Origin of the sequence: Grimontia sedimenti (assembly GCF_011045095.1) — a bacterium.
In the GTDB taxonomy this organism is placed as follows: domain Bacteria; phylum Pseudomonadota; class Gammaproteobacteria; order Enterobacterales; family Vibrionaceae; genus Enterovibrio; species Enterovibrio sedimenti.
Map to the genome: position 1 here is coordinate 549950 of NZ_JAALDL010000001.1, position 24162 is coordinate 574111.

Genomic DNA, 24162 nt, shown 5'->3' on the forward strand with positions numbered 1-24162 from the left:
GTACCAATTCATCGGAGTTGTTCCAATACAAGCTCATTGGAGAATTTGAGCTATACACGGCTTTGAATACTTCGATATAACGTTCTTCATTACCACTAAGCCTCAACATTACTGTCATTGTACTAGGCTCGTCCCTGCAGTAAGTATAACTTGCAATTGCTACTTTCTGCCCATCGGGAGATGGGACGTTAGCATATGGTTGTGTAGAGCAACTGTTAAATGGTAGTTGTTCAGAGACATTAACAGCGCATGTATAAAGGCCAAGCAATGCGAATAGATGAACCACCACTAGATACGCTTTTTTATACACTTACCCTCCTTGAATACTAACGCCTCACTCACCGGAATTTTAGGAGCGCAGCGAGTAAAATTTCCGTGTGTAGTGACTTGTTAAGCACTTAGAACTCTTTTCACAGCATTAGCAATTTCGGGTAACGCTGAGCTGTTATTCCATGTTAAGTATTTATATGACTTCATCATTGCGTGCATTTTATCAGGCGATACACCTGCATTTATCATTAAAACCTTTTTATTTGATTTCATCATCTCCATAAAAAATGTAGAGAATTCAGATAATGGCCAACCGCTTTCACTATCAAAAAAATTGTCAGTCAAAACAAATAGCCCAACATCCGAATTTTCTATTCCTTCATTTACTTTTAAGTAAATATTGTCCCCATAGTCGATCTCATAGCTATCGAGCCAGGTAGCGATATCATTTGCTTGAAAGTAGGAATTCATCGGATTGACAATAAGTTCTTTGTCTTTTGAAGAGTGACTGATAAAAACTCTAGATTCATTTTTTTCATACATGCATACTGTGGATTTTTTTCTTCAAAATACTCTTGCTCTGGCCACAAAAAAGGCGGCTCACCACCTTCTTTAGTTAAAGCGAAGTCAACCACTTCTTCGTCTACAAAGGTCACAACGTTGTATAAAAATGTATCTCTAAGAAAAACGTTGTGACGCTTAATTTTTTCTGGATAGTGATCCCTAAGCCATGACTCAAAATTAACCGGGTCATCTTGGAGGTTTACTGCGACGTGAAACGATAAACAGTAGGGATTATTATTTACTACTACTCCAACCATCGTGGCATAGTCCTTGTCGAAGTTTCTGAGGATGTCTTTTATAAAAGCTCGCTCTTTTACTCGATCACCATAATCACATTCAAATACATACATGTAATTGTGTACCACCGTCTCTCCTTGTGCTTAACGTTCGAATAACGGGCGTTTACTAGCCCAGGTAGGTTGAAACGCGTGAATCACAGCATTTCCATGAAAAAATACGCCACGAGTAAACGTCCCTCGTTCATTCGCTTGTTATACAGCTACTCCTGCATTACACCCCAACCATCAAAGTAGCCTTTCACCATGGCAACCCTCTCGGCCAAAAGCTTCTGAAGTTCAAATATTGACTCATACGTAACAAGCATCTTTTAGAGATCTCTAGTTCCATCCCACCCTCTTCATATGGGCGAGTCTCAATATTCACATATCGGCATTCATCTGCAACGAACATCCTGGCAATTCTATCAGCCTCTTCTTTAGTGGCAAAAACAGCGTAAAAATCGACGATATGCTCTTTAGAGAAATCAAACTTGCTTGCCTCCATTCTACGAAATACATCGCCAATATCGTCATCAGGATATTCCATAAACTCCCCTACTGTATAACGTCGCAATAACGGGCGCTTACCAAACCACCTGAAACTGCTTAATCCTTTGTATTCACCACTTTGAAAAGCTGCCGCAGTGACAAAGCGTCCCGTTTATAGCCTTGTTATGTTGACCAACTTACCGGTGCAATTTAAAGACACTACGACATGATAGCTTTGCTTTTGAATAGAGTCTTTCTGCAGGATAAACAAATGTGTTTGTAACGAGGGTCTTCATGAGTGGTCAAAGGCTGAAAGATAACCTTATCAGAACCACAACTGAAACATTTTGCATTCTCAGGATCATCTGCTCTGCATTCAGGGTGAGTTGATAAGTATTCAGAAAGTGTTGGTAATTTTTGCCAGTCATCGTCCTGTGGCTTTGAGTACAATACGAAGTAGTAAAATGCTGCTGCGGCTATGAGAATTAGGGCTGCGATACCAAAATCCATTTATTACTCCTACATCAAAGAAAACATAACGCTCTGTTAAGGTGTGAGCAACGCAATACCGAAGCTGCCGCATACCACCTTAAACACTAAAACCAACGCATAGTAAAAATGCCACGCGTTGCGAATCACTCTTAAACAGTTTGTTAGGTGCGTTTGCACAGTTTTTCAAAAAGCTCTCTTTCTTTAGCTGCAAATTCATGTCGTATTGACTCCGCAACCATTTCAGCTTCACTGGAAAACTTATCAAGTTCCGACTTAGTAATTACAGTTACTGTCGTAGACACTCTCTCAGGATGGTAGGAGCTAAATTGAAAACAACTGCGCTGTACTTCCTGAAGTTCTAACTCGCCATCTTGATTAAGCGAACATTCAAACAATGGGGAATCCACCACGATTACAGGAAAACAATAACATAACCTGTCTGGCATGTTACATGTGCGGTCTTTTATATAACCCAAACAAGCCTTGATTACCCCAACCGCTGCACCATAGGCTGGGTCATGATCACCTCCCATAGCCTGTCGAAAGTCATAACCTGCATATTTCGATTTCTCTGTATAATCTCGGATATACGATAACTCGCCGTTAACTAGTTTATCCGCAAAGGCTTCTCTTCCGGCATCTGAAGCTATACAGAAAGAATTTAATCGGTGGTAACTATCTGACAAAGTGTCGCCTTTGAGCACAACCCAAGGCTTTTTAGATGCTTTGCATTCCATGACATAAGCAATGTCTACTATACCTGTGCTGTTTTGATCTATATGTAATGCCAATACATCAATTTCTCGACTTTTATCAGATTCAAAGTCTTTGTAGTAATGCGATTGATAAACGTCGAAGCTTTGTTTTCGGAAGCTAAGAGCTGTTTTCATTTCTAGTGGAAAGCCAGTTTTATTCATCCACTCTAGAACTTTGTTCGACAACATTTAATTATTTCCTCTTAGCACCTAACGCCCTGTTAAGGTGTGAGCAAACGCAATACTAATGCCGCCGCATACCACCTTAAACACTAAACGCAACGCATAGCAAAAATGCCACGCGTTGCGAATCACTCTTAAACAGTTTGTTATGTGAATTTTAGCCGTGTGCCTCAATACTATCTTTTGGGGCTTCTGAACGTATGTCCATGCCATAGTCTCTGATGACACCCGCAACTCTGAGTCTGTAGCTTTCAAAAACTCCACCACGACCTTTTAATTGAGCAAATCGGTGAGATTCTAGATTGCGCCACTCTTGAATTGCTTCTTCGTCACGCCAAAATGACAAAGATAGAACCTTGCTGTCATTTGTTAGACTTTGGAAACGCTCGATTGAGATAAAACCATCAATATCTGATAGCAGCGGTTTTAGTTCACTTGCAATATCTAGATATTCAGAAGTTTTACCCTCAGCTACCTGTACTTCAAAAATTACTGCGATCATCACTCACCAGACTGCGACTAATATATTCGAGCATTTTACCGAATTGGAGCTGCTGTAAATATGAGTTGTAGCAAGAAGTTAGAGATTAGATTCTGTGATTTTTCGCCATTCACATAACGCTGCCATAAACGGCGAGCGATTTTTGCGAGTCCAGCGCCCGCAGGGCGCGATGTTTGATGGCTTTGTTATATTTGGACGATATCAATATCTGAAGCGACGGATGTTGAAAGTGCTTTTGCGAACTCAACTACATCTTCAACTGATTCGTCAGGATGGCTAGTAGTAACAATAAACTTGGGGTCCGTTCCGTCGCCTACAGCAAGTTCATCGATTACATCTTCCCAATGTTGGCATCCCTGACCTACCACACAGACCAACTCATAACCTTTGTTTATTAGAGATATAAGTTGATCATCGTACATTGGTGAGTATCGACTTTGACATATGAGAACAACTTTTAAATTTGTCATCGATAGCTCCAAAGCATATAACAACTTATTAGCGGGCATAAAGCCCGTTTAGTCCAAAACCGAGACGCCCGTTTAGTCCGCGTACACTTAAGTCACTTTACCATATAGCTTAGTAGAATCAGTGGATTGACTTATATGCTTGTGGCCCAAAAATGAGAAATCGGGCGTCCCGTATTAAAAGCGTTCATATTTTTACTATATACATAATTCTGTACTTTTATACAGTGGAAATGCCTAAGAAAAATTCAGGCTTTTTGGGATGATTCGAGCACTCAGATGGTCGAAACGCTAACTCACTTTGGGGCAAAAACGTTTTAAAAACGAAAGCTCTGATTAGGATTGGTTAAAAGTTGCTTACTACGCCTTCAATTGTTATCGAAGGCTTTCGAGAATGGCGTGGTTCGTGGTTGGAATCGCTTTGTCTAAAATGTGTGGCCGGAGCGTTATACGGCCCCCAACCGATACTCACTCGGCGTTTTCCCTGTTTTCTGCTTAAACACCCGGCAAAAGTAATTGGTGTCTTTAAACCCGCAGCGGTGGGCGATCTCATCCACTTTAAAGTTGTACTTTTTGAGCATAAATTTGGCGCGGTCGAGTCGGACGTAAGTGACGTAATCGGCGTATTTCACTGAGCCTTCTTGATTGAACAGGCGGGAGACATGCGCAGAGGAAACACCAAAACGGCTGGCTACGGAGACGCGGGTGATGTCTTTGTGGAAGTTTTCCTGTACGTAAATACACATACTTCGGTAAAGCTTCTCGCCACGGCTGACTTTTTCTTGCTGTGGGCCTTGCAGTAGTTCATTGCAGTAAACCAACAACGCATTGGCGAGGTGGTCGGCCATCACGACTGAGCGGCTTTCATCGGTCATGCTGTTGAGTGCATCCAGAACATGTTCAACTGCCATGGATGTGGGGAGAGGCATGGCGTGCTTTTGCACATCGACGTAGCCTTCGTTTTCATCAAAATGCACGAAGCTAAAGCCAACCTGATGCTTGCCGAACAGTATCGACATCATCTTGCAGCTGTTTTCCCATGTGGGTTTGCTCCAGGCATTGGAAGGGATGTAGACCATCTCTCCTTGTTGTAATTCCAGCGTCTTCTCGCCGTTTCTTGAATCCACAATCAGGTCGTATTTCCCTTCCAGAATCACTTCCAGACGGTTGAAGTTTACCTGGTACGCGCCCTCTGGCGGGGTGTTTTCACTGCAACATACCTTGGCAAGCGTGCCATGAAAGTTGCTAAGGGAAGCGGCGATATTGTGTTGCATGGATGGAGCCTTCTAAAACGAAGCGTAAAGCGTGGAAAAGGGGATTAAAAAGGATGTGCCTTACGAGCCTGAACGGGAAAACCGCGGCAGGGGAACCTTACCGCGGTTTGTTTTTACTTACGCTTGCGCCAGCATGCTTTCCAGCTTGGCGATAATTTCAGGGGCTTGCTTTGCCGCTTGAGTCACAGTGACTCGAACAATTTTCTTACCCGCGAAGCGCTCTTCTTTCTTGATAGCGATGTCTTTTGTCAGGACAACCACATCAGCAGCTTCGATTTCAGCAGCGGTCAATTCGTTTTCGATACCAATCGCGCCTTGGGTTTCAATCTTCGCGTCCCAGCCTTTTGCTTTTGCTGCTGTTTCCAGTGCTTCGGCTGCCATGTAAGTGTGTGCTACGCCAGAAGGGCAAGAAGTTACACCAATCAATTTCATATTCATTTACCTATGTATTTCTTATTGCTTTGTTCGTTAATCGAAGGACAGTTCCAGTTCTTCGGTTTGTGCTTGTTTTTCTTCTTCGCGGTCAGCGACAGGCTTCTTCAGTGCGTTCACAATCAGTGCTGTGGTTGCTGCACCGGCGATGACCGCGACGACATACATCATTCGACCTTCGACAACCGGGAGGACAATCAGACCACCCCATGGTGCGTGGTTCAGAACACCCGCCATAAAGGCCACGATGTTACCGACCATACCGCCTGCCACGATGGCTGGAATAACGCGCGCTGGGTCGTTTGCTGCAAATGGGATAGCACCTTCAGTGATCCCGATACAGCCCATGATTGCCGCTGCTTTACCCGCTTCCTGTTCTTCCGCAGAGTACTTCTTAGGCGCCAGGAAAGTTGCCAGTGCCATACCCAGTGGTGGAACACAGATTGCTACACCTACGCCGCCCATCAGCCATGGCTGCGTGCCAACCTGAGTTTGTGCGAACAGGGTGGCAACTTTGTTGATTGGACCGCCCATATCGAATGCTGTCATACCGCCAAGTACCGCACCCAGAATCGCTTTAGAAGCGCCAGCCATGGATTGCAGACCTTCGTTCATGAATGCCATGAATGCTGCGATTGGTTGACCGATAACCCATACCACCAGTGCAGATACAATGAAGGTACCGCCGATAGGGATAATGAAGTAGGTAGACAGCGCTTTAAGCTTGTTGGAAAGAGGGATGCGCTTCAGTTGCAGAACGACGTAACCGGCGATGAAACCCACCACGATAGCGCCAAGAAAGCCAGCTTGAACCTGGTTAGCCAGGTAAGCACCAATCATACCCGGTGCCAGCGCAGGGCGGTCAGCGATAGAGTAAGCAATGTAGCCACCCAGCACTGGTACAAACAGGGTGAAACCTGCGATACCCATGTCCCACAGACCTTCCAGGAATACACCTTCTGGCACTGCACCTTTACCGTTCAGCATCACTGACAGAGCCAGCAGAACACCACCTGCAACAACGAATGGAAGCATGTGGCTGGTGCCGGTGAGAAGGTGCCGTTTTAGTTCAGCAATATTCGTTTTCATGATTCAGACCTTTAAGTTCGGTTTATAGATTTGTGTTTTGAGTTGGTCTGATTATGCGCCCGGCATTTTGCTTAATATATTGGACAAATAAGCCCTTTACTGGAGAAATGTTGCATCTTGATTCGACTGAGAAGGCAATCACATATCGCTATAGATCAGTGTCTTACGAGGCTAAAAATGAGAGAGCAATAGCAGATAGGAAGCATGAAATATGCTCCCCATAGAGTTAACCCTCGTTAAAACAATGTGTTCCATCACAGATGAAAGATGTGTGGCGGCCTTGGAATGTCATATGCAAAGGCTTTATGCCATAGTTGGCGTTCGATTTTCGTGGAGACTTCAGAACGTTATGACACTGCGCATCGCACTCATTGGTGAATGCATGGTAGAGCTCAGTCGCCAAGGCGATGCGCTTGTGCAAGGAATGGGTGGAGACACGCTGAATACCGCAGTTTACCTGAGTCGGTTGCTTCCAGATGCGGACATTGCCTATCTCACTGGTTTAGGCCTAGATCCTTTCAGTGAAGAGTTGCTCGCACGCTGGAAAGCGGAAGGCATCAACACCCAATACGTTCATCGCAGCGCGACCAAACTTCCCGGCCTTTACAGTATTTCCACTGACCCAAATGGCGAGCGGCATTTCCATTATTGGCGCAATGACTCCGCGGCAAAGTTTTGGCTGAATGAAACCGATACTGAGGCGCTCAAAGCCAGTCTGAAGAGCTTTGACCTCGTCTATTTAAGCGGTATCAGCCTGGCTATTTTGCCGCATGAAGCGCGGCAGACGTTGTTCTCTTTTCTTTCCGCTATCAAACCTCATTGCAGGGTGGTGTTCGACAATAACTTCCGGCCGGTGCTGTGGGATTCTTTTGATGAAGCTCAGGCTACCTATCGAGAAATGTTAGTGCTTACTGACATTGCCATGCTGACATTTGATGATGAACAGGCGCTCTGGGGAGATGAAACGGTTGAAGCGTCATTGCTGCGTACTCAAAGCCTTGGTGTCAGCGAAGTGGTTTATAAGCATGGTGCTAAACCTTGCGAAGTGTTCACCCACCAGAAACGCACAGAAGTCTCTGCAGAGAAAGTGATTCAGGTGGTTGATACGACCGCAGCGGGGGACTCTTTCAGTGCAGGGTATATCGCTAAACGATTAACTGGCGGTGGCGTGGAAGCGGCCGCTCAAGCTGGTCACAAGCTGGCTGGACAAGTGATTCAACATCATGGTGCAATCATTCCATTAAGCGCCATGCCGACGATTTAAGGTAGAACGATGACTGAGATTGAAAAGAAACTTGATGCCATCAAAGTGGTGCCAGTAATTGCTATCAGCGACGCATCAAAAGCGGCGAAACTGGCAGAAGTGCTCATTGAAAATGGGTTACCGTGCGCAGAAGTGACTTTCCGCACCGAGCAGGCGGCGCAGGCCATGCGCAACATGAGAGATGCATTTCCTGACATGCTGATTGGTGCAGGTACCGTGCTCAATAAGGAACAAGTCGATGCTGCCATCGAAGCGGGTGTCGATTTTGTGGTGAGTCCGGGCTTCAACCCGACCACGGTGAAGTACTGTCAGGAAAAAGGTATGGCGATTGTACCGGGCGTGAATAATCCAAGTCTGGTTGAACAGGCGATGGAAATGGGTCTGAAAACCTTGAAATTCTTCCCTGCAGAAGCCTCTGGCGGTGTCGCCATGCTGAAAGCCATGTCTGCCGTGTATCCAGTGAAGTTTATGCCGACGGGTGGTGTGAGCCCTAAGAATGTGAAGGATTACTTAGCGGTATCTTCTGTGATTGCCTGTGGCGGAACCTGGATGGTGCCAAACAATCTGATTGATGAGGCTCGCTGGGATGAATTGGCCGTGCTGGTTCGTGAAGTGGCTGGCATCATTGCTTAACCGACAATTGAATAAAAAACAGCGCCTACTTGGCGCTGTTTTTGTATCAACCAGAAACGAAGTAAGTGAGAAATCCACCTATCCCGAGCAGTATCGCACCTGCCCGTTTGTTTGACCGGAAGAACAGGGAGGTGGGTTGCAACTGGGATTGCCTTCCCGTAATCATCGCTTTCACCAATGATTTTCCTTTTGCGCTGTAAATGGCGATGGCGGCGAGGTGCACACCAACTAACCCCATCAACAAATACGCGCCATAAAGGTGGAGAGCAGCCAGAAGATCGATGTCATACAGCCAGCTTTCGTCGCTGATGTAATCATCAAAATACCCGGCTTGGGCCATCCCGATAAAACACTGAAATACCAACAATGACAGCATGATAATTACCATGAGCCCACCGGCAGGGTTATGGCCGACACCGTCATGCTCCTCTTTACCGAGGAGGTAGTTCACGGCTGAACGCGGTGATTTCACAAAATGCAGAAATCGGCTGGTCTTGCTGCCCACTAAACCCCATAGGATCCGCCAAACCAGCAATGCAGCGAGTACGAGGCCAATGGTCAGGTGTGGACCTTCTTGAAGAAATCCGGTCACACACATCGCCGTAAACAATACAGCTTGTAGCCAATGATAAATGCGGGTAGGTGCGTCCCATATCTTCATGATTTGTTCCTGATTCTCCCGGAAAATGTAGGCTTGGAGTTTAACGCGAAACGTTACAATTTTTCTGTCGAGTTTTAACAGAAATATCCATAAAATTGTTAGGTTTTATGATGTTATTCGTCGATTCAACAGCATTACAGGGATAAAGTCGTGAAAAGAATTGCAACAAGAAGTAAAGCAATCGGGTTGGTCAGTGCTCTGCTGATGGTATCTGGTGCAGCAATTGCGCAGGATTTTTCTGAAGTGATTGATAATCGCCAGCAAAACTTCCTCTCTATTGCAGACACATTCAAGAGCTTGAAGAAAGCCGAAGATGGCAGTGACTCGGATTGGGAAACCATCCGTAATCTGGCAATCAAAAACGCCGATACAATTGGTGCACTGAAAGGAATGTTCCCGGAAGGCAGTAGCTTTGACAGCCGCAGTAAGCCAGCAGTTTGGACTAAGTGGGATAAGTTTGAATCTGGCCTTGATGGCCTGCAAACCAGCTTTGTTTCCATGGCTGATGCAGCCGTCGCGCAAGATGATGATGCTCTGGAAGCGGCAATCAAAAGTGCCGACCGCTCCTGTAAAGCGTGTCACCGAGGTTTTCGTACCAAGCGCTAATGATACCAATCGTAGTAAATATCTGCTCATCCTAGCTTGTTAAAATGCTCGATAACTGCGTTAAAAAATTTGATTGTAGAATAACTACTGATCGAAATTTTCCGCCTTGTTCTCGAGTATTTTTCCTGCGCTATTTCCGATCATCTATCTACTGTGATTGGTATTGGCGTTATAACGAACAGACAAAAACAGCGCCTTTTGGCGCTGTTTTTCTTTGAGCCGAAGTGGTTAAGAAAGTGAGCTGACTGCAGCTTTCATTCTACGCACTGCTTCTTCCAGCGTTTTTCGGTGCACCCGAAGTTCAGTCTGACGAATTTGCGGTTACCAAAGTCCAGCCCGGGGGAAAGCCCCACGCCCGCTTCCTCAAAGAAACGATGAGCGTTATCGACGGGCAATTCACTACAATCAATCCAGGCAAGGTAAGTGGCTTCGATGTGTTCCAGCTTCATACCGGGTAAGGCATTGATTTCCTGCATCAGGTAATCGCGGTGGCCTGCGAGATAGCAAAGTTGCTCTTGCAGCCAAGCTTCGCCATGTTGATAAGCTGCTTCGGCAGCGGTGAAAGCCAGCACATTAACGCCCGGAACGATGCCGCGCTTTATCTTGCTAAAGCGCTGGCGAAGCTTCGCATTGGGGATAATAGCGATAGACGCTCCAAGGCCAGCGATGTTGAAGGTTTTGCTCGGTGCCATGAGCGTCACGCTGCGCTGCTCGGCACTTTCATTGATGCTTGCGAATGGAATATGTTGCTTGTCGCCATCCAGAATCAAGTCGCAATGGATCTCGTCTGAACACACGAACAAGTCATGTTTTTCCGCAAATGCGAGTGTCGCTTCCAATTCCTCGCGGGTATACACCGTTCCACCCGGGTTCAGAGGGTTACACATTTGCAGTAAACCGCCTTTACCTGAGACTTGTTCCCCTGCTTCTTCCAAATCCGGCATCCAGCGGCCATCTGTCAGCTTCACTGTGGCTTTCACTAAAGGGCGTTCAGCAAACTTGGCGGAAGAAATGAAAGGTGGATAGATTGGGCTAGGGCTGATGATGGTTTGGCCTTCATCCGTTAAAGCACGGGCGGCGATGTTGAGTCCGCATACCAAGCCCGGAAGATAGACCACCCACTCAGGTTGAATGTCCCAGTTGTAGCGTGACTTCATGCGGGCGACGAAAATCTCCGTCAGGGTTTCTGATGCATGGGTATAGCCGAAAACACCATGAGATACGCGCTCCTGTAGCGCTTCGATTACCGCCGGTGGGGATTGGAAATCACTGTCTGCAACCCACATTGGAAGGATGTCCTGACCTTTGTATTTGTCCCATTTGTCGCTATGGCTTTTTGTGCGGTCGACTTCTTTATCAAAATCAAATTGGTGGGTTGATGCATCCATTCTTTGTGTCCATAGGGTCTGTGATAAAGGTGAATCATCCTAGCTTACTGAAACTAGATAGGAATGGGAAAGGGGGAGTCGTTGCCTGAAATAAAAATCGGGCCGAAGCCCGATTGACGTGTCTTGTTTGAACTTAATGTCCTGGCGTATGCGTGCCGCAGAAATTCTTGGCAGCATAAGCCACACGCTCTTCCGGTGTCGAGAGGTGAGCAGTTTCTCCCATGGCTTCGATATGACGAAGTCTTGGCAGTAATCCGCAGCCGTTAGCAATTTGAATCGCCAGACCAGGACGGGCATTGAGTTCCAGCACCATTGGACCTTTTTCTTTGTCGAGCACCATATCCGTGCCGAGATAACCAAGGCCTGTCATTTCCCACGCGCTTGCAGCGAGAGTCAGCAATAGCTCCCAATGAGGCACTTGAAGCTCACTCAGCAGACGACCTGTGTCAGGGTGATGCTCAATAGGGCGGTTAAACTGCACAGCGCGCAACGCTTTACCCGTTGCGATATCAATACCGACACCCACCGCACCTTGGTGAAGGTTGGCTTTACCATCGGAAGCGGCAGTAGAAAGACGCATCATCGCCATCACAGGGTAACCTTTAAATACGATAACGCGGATATCCGGCACACCTTCGTAGCTGAAGCCATCAAACACGTCATCGAACTGGATCAGGTTTTCTACGACAGCGACGTCGTTTTTACCACCCAGCGAGAACAAGCCCGCCAGGGTGTTGGTGATGTGGCGTTCCACTTCTTCTTTACTGACCTCAGAGCCAGATGGCTTTTTGTAAACGCTATCTTTGTTTGAGGTCACTACCAGAATGCCTTTGCCGCCCGAGCCCTGAGCGGGCTTTATCACAAATCCTGGCCAGTCTTTAACCATCTCGTGGATAGATGGGACATCGTGCTGTTCACTGATCACACCAATAAGCTCGGGTACCGTTGCACCGGCACGCTGCGCAATCTGTTTAGTTTTAAGCTTGTTATCCACCAGAGGGAAAAGACTACGCTTGTTGTATCGGCCGATATAGCTGATATTCCGGCGGTTCATTCCCATGATACCTGCACCGTGCAGCTTAAAAGGCGATGTGTATTTCTTTAGGAAATCCAGCATGCCTTAATCCTTCACCAGTGGCTTGAATCGTTTCAATTCGCTCAGGCGGTAGCCGGTATAGTTACCCAGCATCAGGATCAGTGCCAGAATCACGAGTTGAATGCCAACGAAGTTAAAGGTGATATGTCGGACGAAATCATTGGTCATTGCGAGGTAAACCAACACGGCCGTCAACAGCGAGCCGCCACCCTGAATGAGTACCTGCTTCGCGCCTTCTTCTTCCCAAAGGATCGACATACGTTCGATGGTCCAGGAAAGAATAATCATTGGGAAGAAGGTGATTGTCAGACCTTCAACCAATCCAATCTTGAACGCGACGACAGTGAAGACGGAGATAATCATGATCACCGTGATGATCACCGCGGATATCCTCGCCACGAGTAGGAGGTTGAGCCTTGAGAGGTAACTTCGGATAACCAGACCGGTACCGACAATTAACAAGAAGCCCACCAGGCCCGGTACTAACTGTGTTTGAACAAAGGCAACAGCGATCAGCACGGGCATGAAGGTACCTGAGGTTTTCAGACCCACCAGCACGCGTAGCAACACCACAATCAGGGCACCGATTGGGATCAGCATGATGGTTTTAAACATCGCCTGCTCTTCAATAGGCAGGCTGTGAATAGAGAAATTCAACAGGCTTTCGGCCTGTATTTTCTCGTCAGTTGCCTGTTGAGGGCTGATATCCTGCGCGATGATGGAGAAGCTGACCTGGCTGTTGGTGCCACCCATGACTTCAAGTAAAGGCGTGCCTTTTTGATTCCAGATCAATAGATTGTCGAAAGAGTCTTCTGTTCCGGTATCTAGGTTAAACAATTGCCACTCTTCGCTGTTCCAAATCTCGACCATTGGAATAACGCTTTGGCGACGACGTCCATCTTCCAGCTGCAACGCACCAACCACACGGGCGTGGATGCCTTCCAACGACAAAATAGCCACAATAGCGTCCGCCTTGCTCATCTCTTTGGTAAGGAGCGCGGCGTTTTGGCTTTCTTTGTCGTTGAACTGTTTGATGAGTTCCCGTGCCAGCGTGACATTATCAGCTGAGCGTTGTCTTGCTTGTTCGAGAAGGGCATCTGCCGCCGTTTTTATCGGGCCATCAAGCACGGCTGGTGTCACATCACCGAGCGGGGGCTCAGTCGGGTAGTTGGCGTTTTCATCAACCAGCATTTGGTTTTTGAAATAAAGGATTTGTTGCCCGCTCGCTTCGCGCTTGCTCCACTCTGCTCTGCGGCCATCTTCGGTATTGATCAATGCAAACCCGTAGCCCGGTGAGCTGGTGTTTTCATTAATGAGGGTAAAGCCTTCCTGGGTATCCGGTGTAGCCAGTGACACTTTGACTGGCTCGCCTTTGGCTTGGAATTCAACGCGGGCTTCCACTTCCCACACTTGGTGTTTTTGTCCCGCTGTCCAGGGCACACCGTAGACGTTATGGCGGTAGATACTCATGCTCATGCCGACAATGATCAGCAGGCTAATGAGTAAATATAAAGGAACGCGTGAAGTCATTCTTTCCTCGTTATTGGCACTGTGGGGTGAAGTTCAGTGCGCTATTTCTTTTCGGCAACAAACTTTGGATGGATGTAAGACTGAGAGACGTCAACGACGGCTATGTCTTTAAAGAACTCACGGCCCAGAAGAACCGGAAATTCCATATGCGAACGGTCAGCCAGCGTAAATTGCGTTTTTTCATGCAGTTCACCCAGTCTGACACGCAGTTCTACAACCGGACGACGCTCCAGATCTTCAGTAGAAGCTTGACGGATCTTCACCCAGCGGGTCACTGGTGCTTCAATCGTTGCCAGCGGCTCGGACTCACCCTCGCCATTTTGGGTATGCGCAAGACTGAAGCGGACCCAAGTTTTACCGTCGCGTTCAAACTCCTGAATGTCAGTTGCATTTAGGGAAGACGTCGTTGCGCCGGTGTCTACACGGGCCTTGTAGTTGGAGCCTGCTGCATCAATCCAAACCCACTCTTGCTCACCTAGCACAGCTTTATCGGATTTTTGTGGCACAGGCACTTCTTTCTCGACGTAGACCACTTGCGGTTCAGCTCGGTTCGCAGCTTCACGGGCTTGATTCTGACGCATGATTTTGAGTGTGTCAGACATATCAGCAACCTGTTGTTCAAGGGTTGCGATTTGTTCTTGCTGTGTTTGAACACTTTGGTTTAGCGACGAGTAGTCACTCTGAATGTTGGTCTCTATGTTACTGATTGCATTCAGGGTTTGCTGGTGCTGTTCCTGAGATGTAATGCTGCAGCCAGAGAGGACAGCAGAGAAAAGAATCAGCAATCCGCTGCGAGTTAGCATGTGGAGCTCCGTGCTGGGTGGTTAAGGCGTTGAAAATAGGAGTGTAGTTTATCCCGAAAAAAACGAAGCGAGAAGGGTGATTTGTCATATCTGAGTCAGGATTGTCGCTAATCTGAACATGCTGTTTTGTTGCAAACTTTCCGAAATTTATAATTGGGATTTCAGTCGCAAAAATTAGTGCCGGCGAATTAAACTGTCTTTGTGATTATTGTTGGCATGAAAAATCCGAACAGAATTTTATTACGTTCTCTGTAGACAGGCCTAAATTGTCTCTCGGTGCCGTGCTCGTGGTGTCTGAGCGGCTAGTGATATCGGACACGGTGGCGTAACTAAAGTGCTGGGCTTGTTAATTTATCTGACACTTTCCCCTGTGTTTTTCTTTGTAAAACGCCTTTTTATTATTTCTGGCGATGGTTTTCCATGCTTACATTCAGGATGGTAATTCATGCGCACGGAACCTTACTCTCTTGATCCTCGTACTCAAATTTTTGAGGGATTAATCGCCTTAAACCCCATGCTTCAATAAACGGTTTATAAAAGGAAGTTGTTAATAAATAAACGTGAATCGAAAACAGTGAACTCTGACGAAATTAAAGAATATTCTAATGGAACGCTGTTTCACTTTATTTATGATTGAAAGCCTATAGTGAATATCCATTCGCTTGAGATGTTTGATTGACAACCCTAATGGGTGCAAGCTCCTCAAGAGGCGATCTTTTGTTCCAAATATTGAGAATGTGAAGGTGTCCGTGTTATGGCGTTAAACAATCAGCCCGAGTCAGTTTCATCTGTGCTGAAAACATTTGCGATTTTGCAGGCGTTGAGTTCGCAAAAAGACATTGGCGTGAGTGAGCTGGCGCAGAGACTCATGATGTCGAAAAGTACGGTATATCGTTTTCTCCAAACCATGAAGACGTTAGGGATCGTGTCGCAGGAGGGCGATTCAGAGCGCTATTCGCTGACGTTAAAGCTGTTCGAAATGGGAGCAGCTGCGCTTGAATACGTTGACTTGGTAGAGATCGCAAACGCTGAGATGAGTAATGTAGCGACTGTATCAGGAGAAGCAGTGAGTCTCGGGATAGAGGATGGCGACAGCTTTGTGTACGTTCATAAACTCGATGCTTCGCACAGCCTTGGTGTTCAGGCTCGCATAGGTAGCCGGCATTCGTTGGTTGATGCTGCGTTGGGTAACGTATTTTTGGCTCAAAAGAGCGAATCTGAAACAAAAAGGATCTGGCAAGAAACGGGTAGAGATGATCCTAGCTTAGCTGCCTTGATGATAAAACTCGAAGCAGTCCGTAAGAAAGGGTATGCGTTCGATAGAGAAGAACATGAGGCCGGGGTGATCGCTTTGGCGGTGCCTGTCTACGACAGATTCAACAGAGCGGTCGCCTCGTTGTCAGTTGATATACCAACTGTCCGCTACTCACAGGAGGTCTGCGACCGTTACAAAGAAGCGTTGCTTCAGGCCGCTGTAGCCATATCGTCAAAGCTGGGTTGCGCGAAATATCCTTATCAGCAAGCTGTGGCCTAGGGGCAGAACCCTTCGGGCAGCGATTGAGGGGAATTCCTGCTGCGTTATCGGCTTCTCATGTAGGCTAGCTACACGTCGAAGCCTCTGCCTTGCATGAAGTCCCCACAAACTGCTGCAAGAATCATCACCAAAGATCAACAGCCCCTAACAGATAAAAAAAGTGCTATCACCAAGGTGATAGCACAAAAGGAGTCGTAAAAATAAAAAAGAAATTAGCAGTGCATTGTGGGGCCGGCCTGCCCCACGGGTTATCCGTTAGAACGTGAGTTTCACGCCCAAACGAATGACGTCACCCTCTTTACGGTCTGTACCGTCTTTACCTTCACCTACCTGATAGTTCGCCCAAGTAGTGAAGTTATCGCTTACCTTGTAAGTCAGGCCAGTCGCGTAAGTGTCGATATCGAACGCTTTATCCACTGCCTTACCTTTTGCATGTTGGTAGGTGGCAAAAAGCGCCAAATCATCGAGGGTATAAATTGAGGTCAAGGCGTATGTTTCACCGCTGTTTGGTGTGTTCAGGTCGATAGCATCAACATCAGCGTTAACAGTCAAAGAGCCCGCATTTTGGAAGTCAACGTAGGCAGCACCTACCTTCAGAGATCCAAACGTCACGTCTGCTCCAACACCATAGGATTGTGCATCGTCGCCATCTGAGCCATAAACTGCTGCAACTGAGAAGTTGCTTCCGCCATAATTAACTGACGCTGCGTAGTTTGAAGGATCTTTCTCGCCATTGTCGTTTACCTGGCTTTCTTTTGCTTCATAGTTTGCTGAGAAGTCGAAGTCACCGACGGACTTGGTGTAACGAACACCATTTTGACCTACACCACCTTGGCTCACTGCGTAGATATTGGTGATTTCCAGACCGTTCGCCTTTTCCAGTGCACCGAAAGAGCTGCCAGTATCACCCAGAGAAAGCACGCCATACTTGGTATGTGAACCCGATAGCTTAAAGCCTTCTAGACCGTCACTGCCGTTGATATAAGCAGAACCTGTCAGTTTAACGTCGTCGTTCAATTGGTAAGCCGCACTAAAAGAAACTTCACCACTTGATGTAACGTGGAATTCTTTTTTCTTAGTAGACTCACCATTTTTCTTAGCGTTTGATGAAGTGCTGTTCGCTTTTACGTGACCCGAAACGGAAAGGGTTAAAGTATCATTCTTGTATACATCCGCAGCCACTACTGCGTTCGAAGCCAAAATTGCTGGGATAATAAGGCCAAGAGTTTTTAGTTTCATTATTCGTTCCTTTTGCGTACGTATCTCACAGGACACATCCAATACATGCTGCTTGTGTCTCGAATTAAATATTCACGAAACGAATATGAGATTAAATTGAAATAATGTTTCAAAATATTCCGAACAATGACTTACAAATCATCTTGGATTTCTAGTGGGGTTTGACTCGAAATTATTTGAATGGGAATGAAATTAATTGGTTTTTTGTGTGATCAAAATCACTATTAATTTTGGGGTGGGATTGACTCGAAGTGACGCTAAGTTGTCGGAAAATTTAACTATTTGATTCGAATATACGACAAAAGGCAGCCGGGGCTGCCTTTTTAATATCAGGAAGGTGTTATTTCAATCTGGGTTACGTGCAACCAAAATGGCGCGTTTTGGTGCCGGATAACCTTCAACCGTTTTTGTTGGATCATTCGGGTCAAGATAATCAGGCAGCGAATTGTGCGTCATCCAATCTGTTGTCCGCTGTTCGTCTGTTGTCGTTACACATTCATCAACAATACGCACGTCCACGAAACCAACTTTTTCAAGCCACACTTTCAGCGCTTTCGCGGAAGGGAAGAAGTAGACATTGTGCATTTGCGCGTAACGACTAAATGGCACCAGCACCGCGTTTTCATCGCCATCAATTACCAGCGTTTCCAATACGAGTTCGCCATTTTTCACCAATTGGTTTTTCAGTTGGATCAAATGATCAAGCGGTGAGCGGCGGTGGTACAGCACGCCCATGCTGAATACGGTATCGAATGCTTTCAGCTCTGGCAGCTTTTCAATACCCAGAGGAAGCAGGTGAGCACGTTGGTCTTTGCCCATCATGCGGCGAATTGCTTCAAACTGGACGAGGAACAATTCAGAAGGATCGATACCTACTGTCAGCTCTGCACCTTCACCCAGCATGCGCCACATGTGGTAGCCGTTTCCACAGCCTACATCCAATACATAGCGGCCTTTCAGTGGAGAGATATGCGGTAGCACACGATCCCATTTCCAATCCGAGCGCCACTCGGTATCTATATTGATGCCATGAACATTGTAAGGACCTTTGCGCCACGGGTGGAAAGCGCGTAGCAGGTTTTCAATCTTCGCACGCTGGCCAGCCGGCAATTCGTCTTCTGTACCAATGGTCACGCTATCTTTCAGGTCAATCGTAGAAGGCGCATCCATTGGGATCTTCTTCAGCACGCGCATCCATTTTGGCAGATCACCATGTGGCTGGTTTTGCCAGTCCGTCAATTGCGCTGGCAATACATTCAGCCAGTTCTGCAGACGGTTTTTAGCAATCAATTGGTAGAAGTCAGAAAAATCGAACATAGGTATCGTCTTATGGTTTTTCGTATTGCGCCAGCTTACCTAACGCGATGAATTTGTTTAGCTAGGGTCAAAAAGACCCTAGGGGCTGTTGACCTTTGGTGGTTACTTGATGGCAAACATGGAGCCGAAGTTAAAGCATTGGAACCAAACCGCCACACTGCTGAAACCAATGTCAGTCAGACGATGTTTGTGGGTATCAATGCTGTCTGGCTTCATCACGTTTTCCAATGCGCTGCGCTTTTGGCTGATTTCCAGCTCGCTATAACCGTTGGCGCGTTTGAAATCGTGGTGCAGGTCGATGAGCAGCTCGTTTGCGGTTTCGTCGGCAAAGTTGTATTTCTCAGAGATAATAAGAATGCCACCTGGCTTGAGGCCTGCGAAGATTTTCTCAAGCAATGCCTGACGATCGTCTGGGGTCAAAAACTGCAAGGTAAAGTTCAGCACAACCACAGAAGCGTTTTGGATATCGACATTACGGATATCGTCTTCAATGATTTGTACATCAGTGTCTGAGCGGTAAGCATTGACGTGCAGTTTGCAGCGTTCAACCATGGCGGGTGAGTTATCAACGCCAATAATGGTGCAGTTTTGCGCTTTAATATGACGGCGCATAGACAGTGTTGCTGCGCCCAGCGAGCAACCTAAATCGTAAACACGACTACCATCAGTGGCGAAACGCTCAGCGAGCATACCAATCGCAGATATGATGTTGCTATAACCCGGCACCGAGCGTTGAATCATATCCGGAAAAACTTCGGCGACGTTTTCGTCGAACGTAAAGTCACCCAGTTTTTCAATTGGCGCAGCAAAAATATTGTCGCGATTTGCCATCTGAACCTGCCTAAAAAGAACCATTTACCGTCAATCTCTGCATTCCTGAGATTCGGCATTACTACACTCGTTGATGCCAGTTTCCATCCAGCATCGAAAGGGCGCGTATTGTAGAGAATTTTGCTTCGCTTGTCTCTATCCTGCTTGTATTGAGCTCAATGTATGAATTGTCGGGTCATTGAATTTCGTCAAGTTGTCGGCTTTTAAATACAGCGACCGTTTTCCGTTTTGTCATGTTCCATGCTATAAGTGAGCTGATCTTGTTCAGGAAGTGATTATGTTAGAGCAAACCATCGAAAACAGAATGTCCGCGATTTACAACGTCGATACTTCGTCTTTGAGCCGCAAGCAGCTTGCCATGCGTGACAGAGAGAAAGAGCTGTTGGAAATCGCGCGTGATGTTGTGATGCGTGAAGGCTTTGCTCAACTGACTATGGATAAAGTGGCTGCAGCTAGCTCGTACTCCAAGGGAACAATTTATAATCACTTTAACAGCAAAGAAGACCTCATTGCGGCTCTGGCGATTGAAGCGCTAAGTCGTGAGCTACCAATGTTTAAACGTTCTTTGGCATTTGATGGCTCCAGCCGCGAGAAATGTATCGCCATGCATGCAGGCTACTTCGTTTTCTCCCAACTCGAGCCCATTCTCTCCATGTGTGCCATGGTCAGCCGCACGCCTGCTGTGACAGAAAAAAGTGCGCCTGAGCGCCTGCAAAAACTCAATGAGCTGGAAGAAATAGCGGTATCTATTGGTGATGCGTTCATCCAAAACGGTATTAATTCGGGTGAGCTGGTGTTGAATCCTGGTGTCACATCAGACAACGTTGTGTTTGCTAACTGGGCGATGGGGTTTGGTACCAACGCCTTGGTTCATAACGCGGAACACAGCACTTGTGTGTCACGCCAATTGAATCACAATATTGTCCTTCAAAACATTAACTTCCTACTGGATGGTCTTGGTTGGAAGCCGTTGTCGACTGAGTTCGACTATGAGCAAACCTGGGCCCGTGCAAGGAAAGAACTCTTCTCTGAGGAACTTGCTCTTCTCGGGCAAGAAGCCTAATTCTGACGAATCGTCAAAAAATACTTTCAATGTGATACTGGTTGATCTATATTGACGAAACGTCATTTATGACGGATCGTCAACTTCCTGTTGTTTGGAATGTTGTCTTGGCGCATGAGCGCCTTTTAATTTTTCCAATTTTGACGTTTCGTCAAGGTTGGTTCGGAAATCTGTTGAGTCTTACTAAGCCACTGTGTTGGCTTTTTAAAGCGGATTTATTGACGAATCGTCACAAACGGAGCCTGTGATGAACAGAGACCTTTCCCAATGGCCAACCTTAAGGCCATGGTTGTTTTTAATCCTAAGTGTTTTGATTTCCCTGCTCGCGGCGTTTGGTGCTTCCAAACTGTATTTCCGCGGCGATTACCAAATCTTCTTTGATGAAGGAAACCCTCAGCTTCAGGCGTTTAAAGAGCTGGAGGCCACCTTCAACAAAACCGATACCCTATCCATCGTGATTGCACCTGCTAATGGTGACGTCTTCACTGAAGAAAATCTGTCACTGGTAAAGCAACTGACCGATGAAGCCTGGCAAACCCCTTATGCCAGCCGTGTTGATTCCATTACCAACTACCAGCATACGTCAGCAGAAGAAGATGATTTGTTGGTCGAGGACTTGGCAGCGGATTACATCGAGTTGGATGCATCACGTCTCGCCTATATCCGAGATGTGGCATTGAACGAACCGCGACTTGTGGGTTCAAGTGTGTCACAGGATGGCAGTGTCGCTGTCGTGATGATTACATTCCAACTTCCTGACGGTGACCAGAGTGTTGAAGTCAATGAAATCTCAGTTTTTACTGACCAGTTGCTCGACAGAGTTAGCCAGTCACACAGCGATGTAGAGTTTCATCTTGGCGGGATCATTGCCCTGAACAATGCCTTTGCTCTCGCTGCCATGGATGACGGCAATACATTGGTACCTATGATGTTCTTGGTGATTCTGGTCTTTCTGGGTTTCATGCTGCGTTCGTGGAAGTTTGTTTTTGCCACGCTGGTGGTCATCGTACTCACCATCGCCAGCACAATGGGATTACTTGGCTGGGTGGGGCACTACCTCAATAACGGTACCGTGAACGTACCGACGCTGATCATGACGTTGGCGGTGGCGGACTGTGTTCACCTGATTACGTCTTATGCTCATGCGCTTCGTGAAGGAAAAGCGAAATCTGAGGCTATCAGCTATGCCTTGAAGCTGAACTTCCTTGCACTGTTGATCACCTCGGTCACCACTTCTATCGGTTTCCTGATGATGAATGCATCGAACTCGCCGGTACTTCGTGACATGGGTAACTTGGCAGCGGTGGGTGTGATGATTGCGTTCTTCCTCTCCGTGACCTTGCTACCGGCATTGCTACAACTGATGCCAGTGAAAGTGAAGCAATCGCAAAGCTCGGGCAAGAAGGTGATGGGCTGGATTGCTGATTCAGTCATTCGCCACCACAAAATGATTTTGCCTGTCAGTGCTGTTGTGGTGGTACTGAGCAGCATGTTGCTGGTTCAGAACCAAGTGAACGATAACTCAGTGGAGTACTTTGGCCCTGAAAACACCTTCCGTCAGGCAGCTGACTTTATGGAAGAGAACATCAGCGGTACAACGGCCATCAGCTTGTCGATTAAATCTGGCCAGCCTCAAGGCATCACCCAGCCTGAGTTCTTACAAGCCGTGAACGGTTTTACGGATTGGCTGCGTATTCAGCCGGAAGTCGACCATGTTGCGTCTATCTCAGACACGTTCAAGCGTTTGAACAAAAACATGCATGGCGATGATGAAGCCTACTATCAATTGCCGACCGATCCCGAGCTAGCGGCCCAATACCTGCTGCTTTATGAGATGTCGCTGCCTTACGGCCTCGACCTCAACAACGAAATAAACATTGATAAATCGGCAGTGAAGTTGCTGCTTACTGTCGACAACTTGGGCAGCGTTGAACTCATCGATCTTGAGCAGCGCATGGATAAATGGTTTGCCGCTAATGCGCCGCAGTTCGACATGACCTCTTCCGGTCCGAACCTGATGTTTGCCCACATTGGCGAAACCAATATGGAAAGCATGCTCAAGACCTTGCCGATTGCACTGGTGCTGATTTCTGGTCTGCTGGTCTTTGCGCTGCGTTCATGGCGACTGGGTGCGATCAGTCTGGTGCCTAACCTTGCTCCTGCCATTATCGGCTTTGGTTTGTGGGCTGTGATTTCAGGTGAAATCAATCTGGGACTTTCTATTGTCGTGACCCTCACGCTTGGCATCGTGGTGGATGACACGGTTCACTTCCTATCCAAGTATCGCTATGCGCGCCTTCAAGGACGCAATGTTGAAGAAGGTATCCGTTACGCATTCAGCACCGTTGGCCGTGCACTGTGGATCACCACAGTCGTGCTGGTGGCAGGCTTCAGTGTGCTGGCAACGTCTGTATTCCGCTTAAACGCTGATATGGGCATGTTGAGTGCCATGGTGATATTCATTGCGCTGATGGTCGATTTCATTCTTCTGCCTGCAGTATTGCTGGTTGCCGACCGCAAGCCCTACGCCAGTGAATCGGAAAATCTGGTGGCACAAACCGCCCAATAGACGAACAGACAAAAGACAAAAATATCAAGGAGAGAAAGATGAGCACGATGAAGAAGTTAAGTCAGGCGGTGGTGGTGTCATTGAGCCTGTTTAGCGTATCAATGCCGCTGATGGCAGATGAAGCACGCGGCTTGGAAATTGCTCAAGAGCGCAAAAAGCGCGATGAAGGGTGGGGCGATAGTGCTTCCACCCTGACGATGGTGCTGCAAAATGCCAATGGTGATACTAGTGAGCGCAAACTGCGCATCAACACATTGGAAGTGGCAGATGACGGAGATAAAGGCCTGACGATTTTTGATGAGCCGCGCGATGTGCGAGGCACAGTATTTCTGAACTATTCGCATGTGACAGGCCCAGATGACCAGTGGCTATATCTGCCAGCGCTTAAACGCACTAAGCGAATTGCATCGCGCAACAAATCAGGTCCATTTATGGGCAGTGAGTTTGCCTATGAAGATCTGAGTTCATTTGAACTGGAAAAATACCGCTTTAACTATTTAGGTGATGAGTCTGTCGAAGGCCTGGATAGCTTTGTGGTGGAGCAAATTCCAACTGACAAATATTCCGGTTATACCCGTCAGAAAGTGTGGCTGGATAAAGAGCACTATCGCCCGCTGAAAATCGAGTTTTACGACCGTCGTGACACTTTGCTGAAAACACTGAGCTTCGCGGACTACCAGCAGTATATGGACCAGTATTGGCGTGCACTTGAAATGGTGATGGAAAACCACCAGACCGGAAAAGTCACCACATTGACCACTAGCAAACTGGCATTCAACACGGGGCTTGAAGAAAAAGATTTCTCCAAATCCAGCCTGAAACGTGCGCGCTAG

General features: G+C 47.0%; 24 protein-coding genes and 1 pseudogene. 7 read left to right on the forward strand and 18 right to left on the reverse strand.

From position 1 onward, the window contains the following. Window positions 1-390: 390 nt before the first annotated feature. From G5S52_RS02550 to G5S52_RS02605, 10 genes are all read right to left on the reverse strand, one after another. Window positions 391-741 (reverse strand): toll/interleukin-1 receptor domain-containing protein, encoded by a 351-nt coding sequence (locus G5S52_RS02550; protein WP_235956054.1) that lies wholly within the window; start codon window positions 739-741, stop codon window positions 391-393. Then, window positions 738-1199, reverse strand: coding sequence for a hypothetical protein (locus G5S52_RS02555; protein WP_165011250.1), 462 nt, complete (start codon window positions 1197-1199; stop codon window positions 738-740). The genes G5S52_RS02550 and G5S52_RS02555 overlap by 4 nt, the downstream gene beginning before the upstream one ends. Window positions 1200-1371: 172 nt before the next feature. Further along, window positions 1372-1659, reverse strand: coding sequence for a ribonuclease E inhibitor RraB (locus G5S52_RS02560; protein ID WP_235956055.1), 288 nt, complete (start codon window positions 1657-1659; stop codon window positions 1372-1374). Window positions 1660-1820: 161 nt separating this feature from the next. After that, complete coding sequence (locus G5S52_RS02565; protein WP_165011646.1) at window positions 1821-2111, reverse strand: hypothetical protein; 291 nt, start codon at window positions 2109-2111, stop codon at window positions 1821-1823. Between the two features lie 143 nt (window positions 2112-2254). Continuing rightward, entirely contained in the window at window positions 2255-3037 is a 783-nt protein-coding gene (locus G5S52_RS02575; protein WP_165011647.1) for a hypothetical protein, read from the reverse strand. Between the two features lie 151 nt (window positions 3038-3188). Further along, a complete protein-coding gene (locus G5S52_RS02585) occupies window positions 3189-3533 on the reverse strand; it encodes an antibiotic biosynthesis monooxygenase family protein (protein WP_165011648.1) in 345 nt (114 codons plus the stop codon). A gap of 185 nt (window positions 3534-3718) precedes the next feature. Continuing rightward, window positions 3719-4003, reverse strand: coding sequence for a DUF7684 family protein (locus G5S52_RS02590; RefSeq protein WP_205743740.1), 285 nt, complete (start codon window positions 4001-4003; stop codon window positions 3719-3721). 443 nt (window positions 4004-4446) lie between these two features. Continuing rightward, window positions 4447-5274: a helix-turn-helix transcriptional regulator gene (locus G5S52_RS02595; RefSeq protein WP_165011649.1), complete on the reverse strand. Its 828-nt coding sequence runs from the start codon at window positions 5272-5274 to the stop codon at window positions 4447-4449. Window positions 5275-5391: 117 nt separating this feature from the next. Continuing rightward, window positions 5392-5706 carry a PTS fructose-like transporter subunit IIB gene (locus tag G5S52_RS02600; RefSeq protein WP_039849953.1) on the reverse strand — a complete coding sequence of 105 codons (315 nt, stop codon included), beginning with the start codon at window positions 5704-5706 and terminating at the stop codon, window positions 5392-5394. Window positions 5707-5742: 36 nt separating this feature from the next. Continuing rightward, window positions 5743-6795, reverse strand: coding sequence for a PTS fructose transporter subunit EIIC (locus tag G5S52_RS02605; RefSeq protein WP_046303262.1), 1053 nt, complete (start codon window positions 6793-6795; stop codon window positions 5743-5745). 349 nt (window positions 6796-7144) lie between these two features. Here G5S52_RS02605 and kdgK point away from each other — a divergent pair, with 349 nt between their 5' ends. Further along, window positions 7145-8059 (forward strand): 2-dehydro-3-deoxygluconokinase, encoded by a 915-nt coding sequence (gene kdgK, locus G5S52_RS02610; RefSeq protein ID WP_165011650.1) that lies wholly within the window; start codon window positions 7145-7147, stop codon window positions 8057-8059. A 9-nt stretch (window positions 8060-8068) separates the two neighbouring features. Beyond that, window positions 8069-8692: a bifunctional 4-hydroxy-2-oxoglutarate aldolase/2-dehydro-3-deoxy-phosphogluconate aldolase gene (locus G5S52_RS02615; protein WP_165011651.1), complete on the forward strand. Its 624-nt coding sequence runs from the start codon at window positions 8069-8071 to the stop codon at window positions 8690-8692. Window positions 8693-8738: 46 nt separating this feature from the next. On the opposite strand, the gene G5S52_RS02620 is transcribed toward G5S52_RS02615, so the two are convergent. Beyond that, window positions 8739-9353: a cytochrome b/b6 domain-containing protein gene (locus tag G5S52_RS02620; protein WP_165011652.1), complete on the reverse strand. Its 615-nt coding sequence runs from the start codon at window positions 9351-9353 to the stop codon at window positions 8739-8741. 150 nt (window positions 9354-9503) lie between these two features. On the opposite strand from G5S52_RS02620, the gene G5S52_RS02625 reads away from it, so the two are divergent. After that, the gene (locus G5S52_RS02625) at window positions 9504-9959 is read left to right on the forward strand and encodes a c-type cytochrome (protein ID WP_368737438.1); all 456 of its coding nucleotides are present in this window, start codon (window positions 9504-9506) and stop codon (window positions 9957-9959) included. A gap of 228 nt (window positions 9960-10187) precedes the next feature. On the opposite strand, the pseudogene G5S52_RS02630 reads toward G5S52_RS02625, so the two are convergent. The 4 genes and pseudogenes from G5S52_RS02630 to G5S52_RS02645 all read right to left on the reverse strand — a co-directional run bounded on the left by G5S52_RS02630 (window position 10188) and on the right by G5S52_RS02645 (window position 14776). Beyond that, window positions 10188-11347: pseudogene (locus tag G5S52_RS02630) on the reverse strand (MalY/PatB family protein). A gap of 133 nt (window positions 11348-11480) precedes the next feature. Continuing rightward, window positions 11481-12464, reverse strand: a complete 984-nt coding sequence (locus G5S52_RS02635; protein WP_165011653.1) for an alpha-L-glutamate ligase-like protein — start codon at window positions 12462-12464, stop codon at window positions 11481-11483. A gap of 3 nt (window positions 12465-12467) precedes the next feature. Next, a complete protein-coding gene (locus G5S52_RS02640) occupies window positions 12468-13973 on the reverse strand; it encodes an inactive transglutaminase family protein (RefSeq protein ID WP_165011654.1) in 1506 nt (501 codons plus the stop codon). 41 nt (window positions 13974-14014) lie between these two features. Further along, a complete protein-coding gene (locus tag G5S52_RS02645; protein WP_165011655.1) occupies window positions 14015-14776 on the reverse strand; it encodes an ATP-dependent zinc protease family protein in 762 nt (253 codons plus the stop codon). A 754-nt stretch (window positions 14777-15530) separates the two neighbouring features. On the opposite strand from G5S52_RS02645, the gene kdgR reads away from it, so the two are divergent. Continuing rightward, on the forward strand, window positions 15531-16310 hold the full coding sequence (gene kdgR, locus G5S52_RS02650; protein ID WP_165011656.1) for a DNA-binding transcriptional regulator KdgR: 780 nt from the start codon (window positions 15531-15533) through the stop codon (window positions 16308-16310). A gap of 255 nt (window positions 16311-16565) precedes the next feature. Here kdgR and G5S52_RS02655 read toward each other — a convergent pair whose 3' ends face one another. The 3 genes from G5S52_RS02655 to cmoA form a co-directional block, all read right to left on the reverse strand. Continuing rightward, window positions 16566-17549, reverse strand: a complete 984-nt coding sequence (locus G5S52_RS02655; protein WP_165011657.1) for a porin — start codon at window positions 17547-17549, stop codon at window positions 16566-16568. 345 nt (window positions 17550-17894) lie between these two features. After that, on the reverse strand, window positions 17895-18866 hold the full coding sequence (gene cmoB / locus G5S52_RS02660) for a tRNA 5-methoxyuridine(34)/uridine 5-oxyacetic acid(34) synthase CmoB (protein ID WP_165011658.1): 972 nt from the start codon (window positions 18864-18866) through the stop codon (window positions 17895-17897). Between the two features lie 102 nt (window positions 18867-18968). Continuing rightward, window positions 18969-19697, reverse strand: coding sequence for a carboxy-S-adenosyl-L-methionine synthase CmoA (gene cmoA / locus G5S52_RS02665; RefSeq protein ID WP_165011659.1), 729 nt, complete (start codon window positions 19695-19697; stop codon window positions 18969-18971). Window positions 19698-19974: 277 nt separating this feature from the next. Between cmoA and G5S52_RS02670 the strand changes: the two genes are divergently transcribed. The 3 genes from G5S52_RS02670 (at window position 19975) to G5S52_RS02680 (ending at window position 24162) form a co-directional block, all read left to right on the forward strand. Then, window positions 19975-20760 carry a TetR/AcrR family transcriptional regulator gene (locus G5S52_RS02670; protein ID WP_165011660.1) on the forward strand — a complete coding sequence of 262 codons (786 nt, stop codon included), beginning with the start codon at window positions 19975-19977 and terminating at the stop codon, window positions 20758-20760. A 247-nt stretch (window positions 20761-21007) separates the two neighbouring features. Further along, window positions 21008-23329, forward strand: coding sequence for an efflux RND transporter permease subunit (locus G5S52_RS02675; RefSeq protein WP_165011661.1), 2322 nt, complete (start codon window positions 21008-21010; stop codon window positions 23327-23329). A gap of 47 nt (window positions 23330-23376) precedes the next feature. After that, the gene (locus G5S52_RS02680; RefSeq protein WP_205743756.1) at window positions 23377-24162 is read left to right on the forward strand and encodes an outer membrane lipoprotein-sorting protein; all 786 of its coding nucleotides are present in this window, start codon (window positions 23377-23379) and stop codon (window positions 24160-24162) included.